The organism is Vibrio sp. Vb339 (assembly GCF_902751245.1).
Classification (GTDB): Bacteria; Pseudomonadota; Gammaproteobacteria; order Enterobacterales; family Vibrionaceae; genus Vibrio; species Vibrio coralliirubri.
Genome location: NZ_CADDIS010000004.1, coordinates 1 through 13369 on the forward strand (window position 1 = coordinate 1; position 13369 = coordinate 13369).

The 13369-nt window shown below is 44.0% G+C and carries 10 protein-coding genes, 14 tRNA genes and 3 rRNA genes; 8 read left to right on the forward strand and 19 right to left on the reverse strand.

The window, feature by feature from the left end; all coding sequences use genetic code 11:
- From HRQ85_RS17870 to HRQ85_RS17895, 6 genes are all read left to right on the forward strand, one after another.
- Positions 1 to 110: ribosomal RNA gene (locus HRQ85_RS17870) — 23S ribosomal RNA — on the forward strand; the annotation flags it as partial.
- A gap of 127 nt (positions 111 to 237) precedes the next feature.
- Positions 238 to 353 (forward strand): 5S ribosomal RNA (gene rrf, locus HRQ85_RS17875).
- Between the two features lie 38 nt (positions 354 to 391).
- Positions 392 to 468, forward strand: a tRNA-Thr gene (locus HRQ85_RS17880).
- Positions 469 to 510: 42 nt separating this feature from the next.
- Positions 511 to 626: ribosomal RNA gene (rrf, locus tag HRQ85_RS17885) — 5S ribosomal RNA — on the forward strand.
- Between the two features lie 30 nt (positions 627 to 656).
- Positions 657 to 733 (forward strand) — tRNA-Asp (locus HRQ85_RS17890).
- A 1095-nt stretch (positions 734 to 1828) separates the two neighbouring features.
- Positions 1829 to 2224 (forward strand): DUF2391 family protein, encoded by a 396-nt coding sequence (locus HRQ85_RS17895; RefSeq protein ID WP_017060180.1) that lies wholly within the window; start codon positions 1829 to 1831, stop codon positions 2222 to 2224.
- Positions 2225 to 2568: 344 nt separating this feature from the next.
- Here HRQ85_RS17895 and HRQ85_RS17900 read toward each other — a convergent pair.
- The 16 genes from HRQ85_RS17900 to mutY all read right to left on the reverse strand — a co-directional run bounded on the left by HRQ85_RS17900 (position 2569) and on the right by mutY (position 8803).
- Positions 2569 to 2644 (reverse strand) — tRNA-Asn (locus tag HRQ85_RS17900).
- Between the two features lie 29 nt (positions 2645 to 2673).
- Positions 2674 to 2749 (reverse strand) — tRNA-Thr (locus HRQ85_RS17905).
- A gap of 36 nt (positions 2750 to 2785) precedes the next feature.
- Positions 2786 to 2861 (reverse strand) — tRNA-Asn (locus HRQ85_RS17910).
- 24 nt (positions 2862 to 2885) lie between these two features.
- Positions 2886 to 2961: transfer RNA gene (locus HRQ85_RS17915), tRNA-Thr, on the reverse strand.
- Positions 2962 to 3017: 56 nt separating this feature from the next.
- Positions 3018 to 3093: transfer RNA gene (locus HRQ85_RS17920), tRNA-Phe, on the reverse strand.
- Between the two features lie 235 nt (positions 3094 to 3328).
- The gene (locus tag HRQ85_RS17925; RefSeq protein WP_172380292.1) at positions 3329 to 4954 is read right to left on the reverse strand and encodes a methyl-accepting chemotaxis protein; all 1626 of its coding nucleotides are present in this window, start codon (positions 4952 to 4954) and stop codon (positions 3329 to 3331) included.
- A 377-nt stretch (positions 4955 to 5331) separates the two neighbouring features.
- Positions 5332 to 5407, reverse strand: a tRNA-Asn gene (locus HRQ85_RS17930).
- A gap of 56 nt (positions 5408 to 5463) precedes the next feature.
- Positions 5464 to 5539, reverse strand: a tRNA-Phe gene (locus HRQ85_RS17935).
- Positions 5540 to 5546: 7 nt separating this feature from the next.
- Positions 5547 to 5622: transfer RNA gene (locus HRQ85_RS17940), tRNA-Thr, on the reverse strand.
- 71 nt (positions 5623 to 5693) lie between these two features.
- Positions 5694 to 5769: transfer RNA gene (locus HRQ85_RS17945), tRNA-Asn, on the reverse strand.
- Between the two features lie 56 nt (positions 5770 to 5825).
- Positions 5826 to 5901: transfer RNA gene (locus HRQ85_RS17950), tRNA-Phe, on the reverse strand.
- Between the two features lie 7 nt (positions 5902 to 5908).
- A tRNA-Thr gene (locus HRQ85_RS17955) sits at positions 5909 to 5984 on the reverse strand.
- Between the two features lie 74 nt (positions 5985 to 6058).
- A tRNA-Phe gene (locus HRQ85_RS17960) sits at positions 6059 to 6134 on the reverse strand.
- Between the two features lie 103 nt (positions 6135 to 6237).
- Positions 6238 to 7371 (reverse strand): membrane-bound lytic murein transglycosylase MltC, encoded by a 1134-nt coding sequence (gene mltC / locus HRQ85_RS17965; RefSeq protein ID WP_048605852.1) that lies wholly within the window; start codon positions 7369 to 7371, stop codon positions 6238 to 6240.
- A 69-nt stretch (positions 7372 to 7440) separates the two neighbouring features.
- Positions 7441 to 7713 carry an oxidative damage protection protein gene (locus HRQ85_RS17970; protein WP_010435637.1) on the reverse strand — a complete coding sequence of 91 codons (273 nt, stop codon included), beginning with the start codon at positions 7711 to 7713 and terminating at the stop codon, positions 7441 to 7443.
- Positions 7714 to 7741: 28 nt separating this feature from the next.
- Positions 7742 to 8803 carry an A/G-specific adenine glycosylase gene (mutY, locus tag HRQ85_RS17975; RefSeq protein ID WP_172380293.1) on the reverse strand — a complete coding sequence of 354 codons (1062 nt, stop codon included), beginning with the start codon at positions 8801 to 8803 and terminating at the stop codon, positions 7742 to 7744.
- 165 nt (positions 8804 to 8968) lie between these two features.
- Between mutY and trmB the strand changes: the two genes are divergently transcribed.
- Together trmB and glsB are read left to right on the forward strand one after the other, a co-directional pair.
- Positions 8969 to 9688 carry a tRNA (guanosine(46)-N7)-methyltransferase TrmB gene (gene trmB / locus HRQ85_RS17980; protein WP_004735468.1) on the forward strand — a complete coding sequence of 240 codons (720 nt, stop codon included), beginning with the start codon at positions 8969 to 8971 and terminating at the stop codon, positions 9686 to 9688.
- A 349-nt stretch (positions 9689 to 10037) separates the two neighbouring features.
- A complete protein-coding gene (gene glsB / locus HRQ85_RS17985) occupies positions 10038 to 10958 on the forward strand; it encodes a glutaminase B (RefSeq protein ID WP_172380294.1) in 921 nt (306 codons plus the stop codon).
- Positions 10959 to 11082: 124 nt separating this feature from the next.
- Here glsB and hemW read toward each other — a convergent pair whose 3' ends face one another.
- Genes hemW through HRQ85_RS18000 form a run of 3 tightly spaced genes read right to left on the reverse strand, consistent with a single transcriptional unit; the run spans position 11083 to position 13349 of the window.
- Positions 11083 to 12270, reverse strand: coding sequence for a radical SAM family heme chaperone HemW (gene hemW / locus HRQ85_RS17990; RefSeq protein WP_172380295.1), 1188 nt, complete (start codon positions 12268 to 12270; stop codon positions 11083 to 11085).
- Entirely contained in the window at positions 12270 to 12869 is a 600-nt protein-coding gene (locus tag HRQ85_RS17995) for an XTP/dITP diphosphatase (protein WP_172380296.1), read from the reverse strand. The genes hemW and HRQ85_RS17995 overlap by 1 nt, the downstream gene beginning before the upstream one ends.
- Positions 12870 to 12917: 48 nt before the next feature.
- Positions 12918 to 13349: a DUF4426 domain-containing protein gene (locus tag HRQ85_RS18000; protein WP_048605845.1), complete on the reverse strand. Its 432-nt coding sequence runs from the start codon at positions 13347 to 13349 to the stop codon at positions 12918 to 12920.
- Positions 13350 to 13369 lie beyond the last annotated feature (20 nt).

Below are 13369 nucleotides of genomic sequence, written 5' to 3' on the forward strand. Positions count from 1 at the left end.
CTATAAGCGTCCTAAAGGGTTGTCGTAGACTACGACGTTGATAGGCAGGGTGTGTAAGTGCTGCGAGGCATTGAGCTAACCTGTACTAATTGCCCGTGAGGCTTAACCATACAACACCCAAGGGGTTTTGTGGACTCAAAGACAGACCTTGAATGAGTTTGAAGAGACTTTTAAATACAGTTTTCCAGATTATTTTGCCTTCAGTTTTTAAAAAACTGAAAGTAAAAGCAAAATTTGCTTGGCGACCATAGCATTGTGGACCCACCTGATTCCATGCCGAACTCAGAAGTGAAACACAATAGCGCCGATGGTAGTGTGGGGCTTCCCCATGTGAGAGTAGGACATCGCCAGGCTTTAAATTTTTAGAGTCGTTTATAAACGGTTCTGAATTGCTGATATAGCTCAGCCCGGTAGAGCGCACCCTTGGTAAGGGTGAGGTCCCCAGTTCGAGTCTGGGTATCAGCACCACTATTTAGTTGATTTGATTCATCAAGTTAACAACAGAATTTGTTTGACGACCATAGCATTGTGGACCCACCTGATTCCATGCCGAACTCAGAAGTGAAACACAATAGCGCCGATGGTAGTGTGGGGCTTCCCCATGTGAGAGTAGGACATCGTCAGGCTCAAATTGCTTTAAGCTGAATAGACACTGCGGAGTGGTAGTTCAGTTGGTTAGAATACCGGCCTGTCACGCCGGGGGTCGCGGGTTCGAGTCCCGTCCACTCCGCCACTTATTAGAAAGCCTAGTCTTATGACTAGGCTTTCGTCATTTCTGGGTATCGATAATTTGGTCTCCGATCAACGAGTCCCGGTCGCCTGAGATCCCAGTTGCTCAGCTACTATAAGAAGCCTCGCTAGAAGTAGTGGGGCTTTGTTACATCTAAATCATAGTGTTTCGCACGTCAGTCGAATAACTTACACAAAAGATTTTCCCGTAGCCCACAGCTCTTAGCCTAGGTGTTCCCCAAACCAACTCATGATTAGGGCTACATCATTTCTGATTCCAGCTGTGAGGTGACTCGAGCATGATTTCAAGCGTATATAGCTTTAATTTAGCATTCAGATACTCGAGCCATACGCGCTGTAAGTTAGATTTATGAGACAGAACTGACTCAACATATCCCCTTCTCAACACCTGAAACTAATACAGGCCCTACAACCCATCTTGTTGCTCTGTACTTGTAGGTTGCTTCTCTATTTAGCGAGTGTTCTTCAAGTATCAGCTAACAGCCCTTCGCCTAGGAAACCTGACTTCTGTCCGGTCTGTGAATCTAGAGGATAGTTCTGATGTGTAATTAGGGCTCTATCATGGAGGCTTCTCTTAAGAACGCTAGAGCCCCTAATGAGTCGACTTAATAGCTATTGTTATGCATTTAGCTTAAACCACTCTCGATGGTATTGAGCGCCTCGTTCTAAGTATTTCAAAGGGTGAAAGTAGGCTATATTCAGCTTAAAGGTGAGCGTCGCTAAGTGTGTTCCCAAGTGGTGCCAGAGGGGTATATAAGCTAAGAAATAGAGCATCCCTCGTATTCGTGAAGTGACGTTTATCACCCTGCGGATTTAGATTCTTTGGTTCTAGGTGCTGTTATATTAGGGGTTACCAGCCCCTCTTTGATTCTGATGTTAGTTGTTTGACCGCTTTGCTCTGAGCATATTGATTTCTTGCTGGTTAGTTCAAGCTATGTTTTAGTTATTGCGACTAAGATGAAGCTAGAAGATCACTACTCTTTGCTTAGTAAGAGTAGAAAATCCCCGAAATCATCGGCGTATAGTTTGGTGATTATTTTCAGAATTAGATAAAGCCTTAAACCTAATGGATCTAACTATGAAATTGAGTTTTAACTTTGAAGATGCGAGCCAGATCTTTGTGGGATCTTTTGCTTTGGCCGTGCCGATTTCTTTTTCTGAAGAGGCTTGGAAGTTAGGGGAGACTTTACCTACCGCTAATCTATTGCTGCTATTTTTGCTGTCTGCGGTGTTCTTAGGCTTTTATACGTATGAGAGTGTCTTTCAAAAAGATGTTGTTGCTCGGTTGCCGGTGTTTATTTTCAGAATAGTGATTGCTTATGTTATGACGGCATTGGTCGTTGCTTTGGTACTGACTTGCCTGGACAAATTACCTCTATTGAGTGATCCCGTCGTATCGATCAAAAGAGTGATTGTTATTTCAATGCCAGCCTCTATGGGCGCTATTGTAGTGGATAGTTTTGACAAAGAGTGACCTGTTGTCAATTTGGATTGAAGTGTCTTACAGAGCTTTTCTAGCGCTTATTTGATTCGTTATTTAGCTTTCTCACCTCCAAACTTAGCATTGATTTTTTCAACCGATCTCCTCATCAATAAAATGAGTAGCAACGTACTGTGACTTACTTTTACGTGAATGTGTCGTTTGTTGTTGGGAGATTTTGAAGAGCATTAAGTAGCAAAGATTTGTAGCTTTGGAAGGATATAAAAACGGTTGGTTTCTGAATTGAATATGGTATTTGAAAGGTGAGGGTAGTTGTATTAATAAGTTAGGATCTTTAGATGCAAAAAAGCCGCATCAATGATGCGGCTTCTTTTAATTGGCTCCCCTTGCAAGACTTGAACTTGCGACATACGGATTAACAGTCCGCCGTTCTACCAACTGAACTAAAGGGGAATTGATTGTTTAGTCTCTAATCAAGAGAATGGTGCCGACTACCGGAATCGAACTGGTGACCTACTGATTACAAGTCAGTTGCTCTACCTACTGAGCTAAGTCGGCATCATGAATCAAAAAGCTTATGCTTGATGATTAACTTGGCTCCCCTTGCAAGACTTGAACTTGCGACATACGGATTAACAGTCCGCCGTTCTACCAACTGAACTAAAGGGGAATTATTCTTAAAGCTTTAAAGAAATGGTGCCGACTACCGGAGTCGAACTGGTGACCTACTGATTACAAGTCAGTTGCTCTACCTACTGAGCTAAGTCGGCACATAATATTTCTTTGTGCTTTACTGTTGTTGTCTAAGACACCAACAAATAAATTGTGGTGCCCGGAGGCGGAATCGAACCACCGACACGAGGATTTTCAATCCTCTGCTCTACCGACTGAGCTATCCGGGCGACGAGGTGTATTAAACGTGTTTTCGCGTTCTGGGTCAACATTAAATTGCAAAAAAAGTATCGTTTGATGTTTTTCTATACTTAGTGGGTTGTTTTTGCTCGTTTGGGGTGAAAAACCTAGGTCTAGCATGCCCTAAAAGATAGTAAAACTACGGTTAACTACACTGAATGGGCGCCGAAATAAAAAAAGCACGTATGAAAACGTGCTTTTTTATTTAAAAATTTTCTAGAGAGTTTAGTGTTTTACTTCAAACCTATTAACCCAAGCTTCTAATTCGTTCGAAAGAGAGGCAAGAGTTTGGGTGCTGTTATGACTTTCTGTTACGACATTGCTCAGTTGGTTACCGCTCTCTTCGATCATATTGATACGCTTCGATATATCATCGCTCACCTGAGTCTGTTCAGCGGCCGCTGTTGCGATTTGATGACTCATTGATGAAATGGACTCTAATGCGACAACAATCTGTTGTAGTGCTTCAGAGGCGTTTTGAGACTCTGTTACGGTGCTTTCACTAGTCGCGGCACAAACTTCCATGGTTTGAATTGCGTTGCGAGATCCTTCTTGAAGGTTATTAATCATTAATTGGATCTCTTTGGTGCTCGATTGTGTTCGGCCTGCAAGGTTACGAACCTCATCTGCTACAACAGCAAATCCACGACCTTGTTCGCCAGCTCGAGCTGCTTCAATGGCTGCATTTAGTGCCAACAGGTTAGTTTGCTCCGCTATATCACCAATCACATCCAATACTTTTGCAATGTTGTTTACATCGTTATCTAGGTTAGCGACAGCTTCGCTGGCTGTGCCTAGTTGGCCTGCTAGGCCTTGAATGTTATCTACTGTGTTGTGAATGAGTTGTTGGGTATGCTGGCTCTGTTTGTCGGCCTCATCTGTGTTGCGCGCGGTATCGCTAGCTGAATCAGCTACGTTATTGGCTGAAGAGGCCATCTCGGTCATTGCTGTCGCGATCATCTCTGTTGATTGCTGTTGGGTCTCTGTCAGTTGAGCAATTGACCCAGCGCGATCTTCTACGCGCTGCAGCTCGCCTCTTAATGCCAGCATTGAAGCGTCAAGGTTTGATACTAGCTCAGCCAATGACTTACTCATTTGTTGCACTGCGTGATAGATACTGCCGTCAGTTGCCTGAGTTTCGAAAGAGGTTTGAATTCGACCTTGTGCTACGGCTTGTACTGCTTCTCGTACGTCTTTAGGTTCGCCGCCAAGAAGCGCTAGCATGCGTTTAATGGATACAATTAGGCTCGATAGAATAAGACCAGCAATCACCACACAAAGGAATAGCTGCCATTGAGCGGTAGACCAAAAACGAGCGTTAACTTCATTGAACCCGATACCGGTGCCGACAACCCAGCCCCAATGTGGCGTTTTCTCTGCAATAGACAGTTTTTCTTCAATCGTTCCATCTGGCAGTTTTTGTGTCCAGGTGTACTCAATGATCTGGCCAGTACGATTACCAAGTACTCTTTGGATCAGCTGGCCAACACTATTACCGTCGCCATCTTTAAAGTCGTTAAAGCTGGTTCCGTGTAGTTGAGGATCTAATGGTGTCGCGACAAACGTCATGTTCTCATCGGCTACGTAAACATATTCATTATCTTTATAGATGTTGTTGCGTAGAAGGCGAGTAGCCAGTTGCTTAGCTTGCTCTTCTTCTAGTGTGCCATCAATCGCCATCTTCTCCACTTCAGTAAGGATGCTGTATGCACTCTTAAATAGCTCTGTCACGCGAGCCTTGTTGTCCATGTTGCTAGCGACTCTCAATGTCCATAAACCAGTAGCCGTTAGTGCTAGCAGGGCGATCAAGATGATGCCCGATAATAAGTAAGCTTGCGTTTTTAGTTTCATATTTCCCCGCGCAGCGATTCAATAATTAGTATTAGGTATAATTTATCGAATCTTAATCTAAGTGGTGTATGACAGATATTAGAAAGACATCAAAACATGATAGAGATTAAATTTTCGAAGAAAAAAAAGTAATAGAACTTAATTCTGTTTATTTTAATGTGAAGATTAGTGGGTCATGAACTTTGGGAGGGGGCAGTCTTTTGGAGTGGTGAACTTTATAGAACTTAGAATCTGTTGCTGTAATAAGAGTACTAAAGGAGATAACTCATTTATCGAGACTGATGAAGGGTTAGTGTTGAGGTGGTGTGTCTATTGAATAGAATTTGCTTTGTTCAAACGAAAAAAAGCCAAGTCTTTCGACTTGGCTTTCTTGAATGTGGCTCCCCTTGCAAGACTTGAACTTGCGACATACGGATTAACAGTCCGCCGTTCTACCAACTGAACTAAAGGGGAATTATTTGTGTCAACATCAGGTCTATAAAGACCATTATTTGTTAAGCACCAAATAATGGTGCCTCGAGGCGGAATCGAACCACCGACACGCGGATTTTCAATCCGCTGCTCTACCGACTGAGCTATCGAGGCAAAAGAATGGTGCCGACTACCGGAGTCGAACTGGTGACCTACTGATTACAAGTCAGTTGCTCTACCTACTGAGCTAAGTCGGCACACTAAATTCTTTGCTTAAAGAGTTAAACTCTTCAATTAAAACCTCATATAAAATGAAGTCCTTTAAAAATGGCTCCCCTTGCAAGACTTGAACTTGCGACATACGGATTAACAGTCCGCCGTTCTACCAACTGAACTAAAGGGGAATTACTTGTCTCAACATCAGGTCTATAAAGACCATTATTTGTTAAGTACCAAATAATGGTGCCTCGAGGCGGAATCGAACCACCGACACGCGGATTTTCAATCCGCTGCTCTACCGACTGAGCTATCGAGGCAAAAGAATGGTGCCGACTACCGGAGTCGAACTGGTGACCTACTGATTACAAGTCAGTTGCTCTACCTACTGAGCTAAGTCGGCACACTAAATTCTTTATGCTTTTGTTCGTGTTGCTACTCCCTGTTAAAGAGTGTTGACACCAACAAATCAAATTGTGGTGCCCGGAGGCGGAATCGAACCACCGACACGAGGATTTTCAATCCTCTGCTCTACCGACTGAGCTATCCGGGCAACGGAGCGCTATTAAACGGATTTTCTTCATAACCGTCAACACCTTTTTTGAAAATAATTAAAAAAAACGTTCGTTAGTTGTTTTTTTATTCAAAAGTGAGGCTTACGTTTTACCTTGGTTAAAATCTTTCTTGAATTTTGTTACTTTTTCTAAGTATCGGCGCGACTCTTTGTTTGGGTGCTTTTTAGTAAGTGCCCAGTACGCTTGGCTAGGTTGCAGCGAGTTTAGGTCTCGCATTGCTCGTTTTCTGTCCTTGCTGAAGGTGTTGAGTACGCCACCCGTGCCACCGTTGTATGCTGAAATCATGCTGTACTCGAGCGTTGTCGGGTGTTTTACATCTTTCAAATAACGATTTTTGAGTATGTAAAAGTATGCAGTGCCAGCATCAATGTTGTTTTCTGGATTGAATAAATACTCAGGACTTGGCTCTCCAGGCTTGTTCTTTACTAACTTAAACACATCTCGACCAGCAGTTTTTGGCACCACCTGCATCAGACCGTATGCATTCGCCCAACTCACCGCGTAGGGGTTGAAACTACTCTCTGTTTTGATAATCGCGTAGATCAAGTCTTCAGGGATGTCGTAACGCTGAGATGCTCGTCGAACGATATCGGCGTATTGATAACTACGCTGACTGGCGTGATCGGCCACCATTGGGATTTCAACGTAATACGCTTTTTTAAAGTCGACTTCTTTGGTTTTTAGGTTATTGGCGATCAGGTAATCCGCGAACTGGTTAGCACGCCAAGTCCATTGAATCGGCTTTTTCTCTTGGTCTACAACTTGATTGTAGAGGAAAGGCTTGCCTTCTAACTTGATGCTTTTGGAAGAAAATAGGTCGACATGCGCCGGATCATCTGGCGTCAAAAGCGTCGTCATGATCGCATTTTTGAGGTGTTTTTTAGGTTCAGTCGAGGAAACGGTTTCTACCGTTATGAGGCCTTCGCTAAAGTTTACTTCGGAACGGCTCAGGTAATTATCTATGTATTTCACATAGTTACTCTTACCTGCCATTTTTACTTCACTACTGCCCCAGCGTTTTTGGATATTGCCAGAAAAGCTATTAATCAAAGCATCTAATGCTCCGGTGTCTTTTTCAAACTGACCAGGTAGCTCCGCTAAGTTGCTTACAAATCGGTTGGTCGGTTCGTAATTAACATCATAAATGCTTTCGACAAATTCACGGCTGCAACCAGTTAATAACATGGCTGTTAGGAAGTAACTTAGCTTTTTCATAGTTCCTCATACAAAAATGACATCGCAGCGTTAACTATGATGTCATTAAAAATTGCTTAAATAAATGTCTTATTCGCTTGGTGGAGTATAGCCATCAATTACGACATCTTTACCTTCGAAAAGGAAGTTAACCATCTCAGTTTCAAGAAGTTTACGATGCTCAGGATCCATCATGTTTAACTTCTTTTCATTGATAAGCATAGTTTGCTTACTTTGCCATTGTCCCCAAGCTTCTTTAGACACGTTGTCAAAGATACGCTTACCTAAGTCACCTGGGTAAAGTTGAAAATCTAGGCCTTCAGCATCTTTTTGAAGGCGAGCACAAAATACAGTGCGGCTCATAGTGGTTCCTCTTATCGCGTTCGTTGATTCAAACTTCGTCGTTCAGTTCAAAGGGTAGGCTCTCAATAAGCTGCTTTACAGGAGCGGCTAGGCCAATTTCTTCCGGTTTTGATAAGTTATACCAGAGACCTTTAGTCCCTTCCATTATCAAATCTGGTTGTTTATCTAATTTCACTAATACTGGCGTGATATCTAAGTGGTAGTGACTGAAAGTGTGTCTAAACGCAATCATGGTCTTGATCGAATTGGTTTGAGTGTCTTTGATCGAGCGAAGATCTAGTTGATGTTCTATCTCTGCGTTTTCATTTTGAGGGAAACAAAACAATCCGCCCCAGATACCAGATTGAGGGCGCTGTTCGAGCCACACTTGGTTGTTGTGGTACAGAATCACAAACCATGTTTCTTTTACTGGCTTTTCTTTTTTAGGCTTTTTGCCTGGGAAGTCGAGCTGTCTATCGAGCTTCTTGGCCCCACACATGCTTTCAATCGGGCACAAGGTGCACTTAGGCTTGCTACGGGTACAAACCATCGCACCCATGTCCATCATTGCTTGGTTGTACTTATCGACATCTTTCTTCGGAGTATGTGCTTCGGCGTGTTCCCAAAGCTGGTTTTCGACTTTCTTTTGCCCCGGCCAACCTTCAACGGCAAAACTTCTCGCAAGCGTTCGTTTTACATTGCCATCAAGAATCGCATGAGGAAGCTTATGAACTGAAGACAGCACTGCTGCTGCAGTCGAGCGACCAATCCCCGGTAGCGCGTTCATCTCTTCGATAGAAAGCGGAAATTCACCACCATATTGTTCAGCAACGATCTTGGCTGCTTTATGTAGATTGCGAGCTCGTGCGTAATAACCAAGCCCTGTCCATAAGTGGAGTACCTCATCTTGTTCGGCGTTCGCTAGGTCGATAACCGTAGGAAAGCGTTCCAAGAAGCGCTGGTAGTATGGAATCACCGTAGCAACCTGAGTCTGCTGAAGCATGATTTCAGATAGCCAAACGGTGTAGGCGGTTTTGTTTTGTTGCCAAGGCAATTCTTTACGCCCGTAGGCGTCATACCACTTTAATATGGCGGTTGCGAAAGGAGTCACGACATGCTCTATGCTTTGCTATTATTAGAAGCGAAATTGCACCACACTTAACGTTGGATGTAAAACAGACAAATTGTGTGGGAATTTATCCACGGAAAGACTTGCACCGGAGGCAATTCTTTGGATAATCCCCGCTTTGATTAATCAATGTGCAGGCAAAAATCAATGAGTGAAGTGACCACTAACGAATATACTGAAGACGGCAAACTGGTTCGTAAGATCCGTAGTTTTGTTCGCCGCGAAGGCCGCTTAACAAAAGGCCAAGAGAACGCGATGAATGAATGTTGGCCAACAATGGGTATCGACTACAACCCAGAGCTTCTTAACTGGAAAGAAGTATTTGGCAACGATAACCCTGTTGTACTAGAGATTGGCTTCGGTATGGGTGCATCACTGGTTGAAATGGCAAAGAACGCACCTGAGAAAAACTTCTTAGGTATTGAAGTTCATAGCCCGGGTGTGGGTGCGTGTTTAGGTACAGCTCGCGATGCTGGCGTAACTAACCTGCGTGTAATGTGTCACGATGCTGTAGAAGTATTTGAACACATGATTCCAGATAGCAGCCTGCATACTCTGCAACTGTTCTTCCCTGACCCATGGCACAAAGCTCGTCACCATAAACGTCGTATCGTTAAGGCTGAGTTTGCAGAGATGGTTCGCGGCAAGCTTCAACTTGATACTGGTATTTTCCACATGGCAACAGACTGGGAAAACTACGCAGAACATATGATTGAAGTGATGAACGTAGCTCCAGGCTTCGAAAACATCGCTGAAGATGGTGATTACATCCCTCGTCCGGATGAGCGCCCGCTAACTAAGTTTGAAGCTCGTGGTCACCGTTTAGGTCATGGTGTTTGGGACATTAAGTTCAAGCGTACTAAGTAACTTCGAATCAAATTAAGTGAAGGGTAATCCGACTTAGGGTTTAACCCCTACACTTTATGGGATTGATTAAAGCCAACATTATTGTAATGTTGGCTTTTTTGTCCTTAGGCTTTTATTTCAGTAAAGGCTTAAGGATAGAAAGTAATACCAATCACAGTAAGTAAGTGATCAGAAAGAGCGTAGGAAAAAGGCTTGAGAGCAAGGCAGCATTTTTCGATAAGTAGTTACTCTACAATCAAAAATTCTAACGCAGTTATCGAGTATTTTAACAAGCTAGAGTGAGCAGTTATTTACTACGATTGGTATATGTTACACCCCTACAAAAATAACAATATAGAAGTAAGCACACATGAAACCAACTCAAGCTATTTTGGCCGAGATCTTAGACGAAGTTCGTCCTTTAATTGGACAGGGAAAGGTTGCTGATTATATCCCTGCATTGGCTCGCGTATCGAACCAGAAACTGGCGATTGCGGTATACACAAACGAAGGTGAGGTGATTCAAGCCGGCGATGCTGAAGAAGCCTTTTCTGTGCAATCCATCTCTAAAGCCTTGAGCCTGACGTTAGCTATGGTGTTATACAAGCCTGAAGAAATTTGGCAACGCGTAGGCAAAGAACCTTCTGGCCAAGCCTTTAACTCGATGATTCAGCTTGAGATGGAGCAGGGGATCCCCCGAAACCCGTTTATCAACGCGGGTGCTATTGTCGTAGCAGACCTATTACAAAGTCGCCTGTCAGCGCCGAGACATCGCTTGTTAGAGTTTGTGCGCCAGTTGTCGGGCGACACTCATATCGTGTATGACAAGATAGTAGCGGCTTCAGAAATGATGCACAGCGATCGTAATGCGGCTATCGCGTACTTGATGCGTTCATTTGGTAACTTTGAAAATGATGTTATCCCTGTCCTGAATAACTACTTTCATGCCTGTGCGCTTAAAATGACGTGTGTTGATTTGGCCAAAACCTTTAGTTATTTAGCAAACAAAGGTGTCTCGGTTCAAACCAAGAAGGAAATCATCACGCCAGTCCAAACCAAGCAGTTGAATGCTTTGCTTGCGACGTGTGGTTTGTACGATGGGGCAGGTGAGTTTGCCTACCGTGTTGGTATGCCAGGAAAATCGGGCGTCGGTGGCGGTATTATTGCCATCGTTCCGGGTGAGATGACAATCGCTGTGTGGTCCCCAGAGTTAGATCCTTCTGGTAACTCTTTAGCAGGTACTAAAGCACTAGAGCTGCTTTCGGAGCGTATCGGTCGTTCTATTTTCTAAGAGAAAGATGCGAGATTCGAGCACGGACGTTGTCCTATAGAACGCTTCGCTCCGAGAGAGGGCTATAAAACAAAAAGGGTTGACCCTAAAGCCAACCCTTACGCAATGCTTCTCGAATCTCTAACTATTCGTCTTCTTCTGCCATAAAGGCTTCCAGCAAATCGTTGAGGAACAGTTTTCCTTTTTCAGTGATCTGCCAATGAGTGTCGGTTTCATTCAAGTAGCCTAGCTCTTTTGCCCATTCAATCGTTTCTTGAATCGAGCCAAAACCAAGCCCAGTCGTATCGATGAAGTCTTGCTTTGGACATGCTTCCATTAACCTAAAGCGGTTCATGAAGAACTCAAAAGGGCGGTCTTCATTCGGCACTTCAAATTCATCGGATAGATAAGGCTTTACCATGTTCTGGTATGCCGCTAGGTAGCCTCTAGGATGCTTAACCTTAGTGGTGCGAACAATGCGTCCATCTGCAAAGCTCAGCTTGCCATGAGAGCCACAGCCAATACCTAGATAGTCACCAAAGCGCCAGTAGTTGAGGTTATGTTGGCACTGATATCCCGGCTTGCTATAGCCTGAAATTTCATATTGTACATACCCTGCGTCCGCGAGCTTTTTATGGCCTAGGTCGAAGATATCCCAAAGGTCATCATCATCAGGCAGCTGTGGCGTTTTGTAATAGAACATGGTGTTAGGTTCTATTGTTAGCTGATACCAAGACAAATGTGGAGGGTCGAGCTCGATCGCTTTGTCTAAATCAGCCAACGCTTGATCAATACTCTGATCAGGTAAGCCGTGCATTAAGTCTAGATTGAAGCTATTCAATCCAATCTTATGCGCTAAATGAGCTGCGTTGACCGCTTCATCTTGACCATGAATACGCCCAAGTCTTTCCAGTTTCTCTTGCTCAAAACTTTGCACACCCACCGAGATTCGAGTAATACCTGCCTTTTGGTAACCGGCAAAACGCTCAGCTTCGATAGTCCCCGGGTTGGCTTCCATGGTGATTTCTATTTCAGGTTTGAACGGGATGCGCTGTTCAATGCCTTGCAACAATCGGCCAATTCCTTCAGGAGAAAACAGGCTTGGGGTACCGCCACCAATAAAGATCGAATGCAGTGGGCGAGGTGCGCCATTGAGCTGATATTTTTCGATATCTGTATCGAGATCCTCAAGCAGTGCATCGATGTACTCTTTTTCAGGGATCTCGGCTTTCAGAGCGTGAGAGTTAAAATCACAATACGGACACTTTTGTACACACCATGGGATGTGTACATAGAGGCTAAGTGCGGGTGGTATTAGCGCTGCGTCGTGCATTACAGAGCTTGCTCCTTGAGAGTCTTGAATAGTGACGCAAGCGCTTTACCACGGTGTGATAGTTGCTTCTTACGCGAAGATTCAAGCTCTGCTGATGCGCAGTTATCTTCTGGGACAAAGAATACAGGATCGTAGCCAAAGCCATTCTCGCCATGTTCTTCAGTAAGGATGCGACCTTCCCATTTGCCGTGACACACCAATGGTGTTGGATCGTTTTCGTGACGCATTAGCACCAACACACAGTGGAAACGTGCAGTACGCTTTTCAGTTTCGACACCTTGCATCGCGTTTAGCAATTTTTCGATGTTCTGCTTATCGGTTGCCCCTTCACCTGAGTAACGCGCTGAGTAGATGCCCGGAGCACCATTTAAGTAATCAACTTCTAAACCTGAGTCGTCAGCAATGACTGGCAGCCCTGTTTCTTTCGCTGCATGGCGAGCTTTGATGATGGCATTTTCAATGAAAGTCGTTCCTGTTTCAGCGACTTCTGAAACGTTAAATTCACTTTGCGCGACAACGTCAAAACCAAACTCAGACAGAATATCTGCCATCTCGCGAACTTTACCTTGGTTGCCTGTTGCTAAAACAATCTTACTCATGGGAATGTAGCTCTAAATAAGTGAATAAATGAAAAGTAAGGTTTGAGCTTACTCTTCTATATAGAATTTCTGTGTGAAACGCAGTGGACCAGTGCCTTTTAGGCCTGCGTTCACATCGATGTCGAAGGTGATGTTTTCTTCGTGAGTTACGGGGAACTCAGCAAGGTAATAAATCGCATCGCCTTCTTTGATTTCTCGAAACTTCAAAGTACGGGTGTTTCCAACGAGGTTCTTCGCTGTTCCGGTAATTTTAGCTGTTGTCGCAGGCTTGCCTAGAGAAGCCTTGTCTAACACGCTGATGTTGAGGATTGCTGAGTATCCATTTCGCTTAAGTTTGTACTGCTTAGCGACTTGCGCAGTTAAGAACGTGGAATTAAAAGCCGAGTAATGAACCTCGACATCCTTAATGTTCTTAAATTGTCCTGCTGAGCTTGGTAAGGCAACAAGAGCGGTGAGTAGTGCTGTTATCCATAAACGCATAATGACTCCAATAAATAGCA

Excerpts from the sequence above, each read along its gene's own strand:
- HRQ85_RS17895 (WP_017060180.1), top strand. The coding sequence starts at position 1,829 with ATGAAATTGAGTTTTAACTTTGAAGATGCGAGCCAGATCTTTGTGGGA.
- HRQ85_RS17995 (WP_172380296.1), bottom strand. The coding sequence starts at position 12,869 with ATGAGTAAGATTGTTTTAGCAACAGGCAACCAAGGTAAAGTTCGCGAG.
- HRQ85_RS18000 (WP_048605845.1), bottom strand. The coding sequence starts at position 13,349 with ATGCGTTTATGGATAACAGCACTACTCACCGCTCTTGTTGCCTTACCA.
- glsB (WP_172380294.1), top strand. The coding sequence starts at position 10,038 with ATGAAACCAACTCAAGCTATTTTGGCCGAGATCTTAGACGAAGTTCGT.
- hemW (WP_172380295.1), bottom strand. The coding sequence starts at position 12,270 with ATGCACGACGCAGCGCTAATACCACCCGCACTTAGCCTCTATGTACAC.
- HRQ85_RS17970 (WP_010435637.1), bottom strand. The coding sequence starts at position 7,713 with ATGAGCCGCACTGTATTTTGTGCTCGCCTTCAAAAAGATGCTGAAGGC.
- trmB (WP_004735468.1), top strand. The coding sequence starts at position 8,969 with ATGAGTGAAGTGACCACTAACGAATATACTGAAGACGGCAAACTGGTT.
- HRQ85_RS17925 (WP_172380292.1), bottom strand. The coding sequence starts at position 4,954 with ATGAAACTAAAAACGCAAGCTTACTTATTATCGGGCATCATCTTGATC.
- mltC (WP_048605852.1), bottom strand. The coding sequence starts at position 7,371 with ATGAAAAAGCTAAGTTACTTCCTAACAGCCATGTTATTAACTGGTTGC.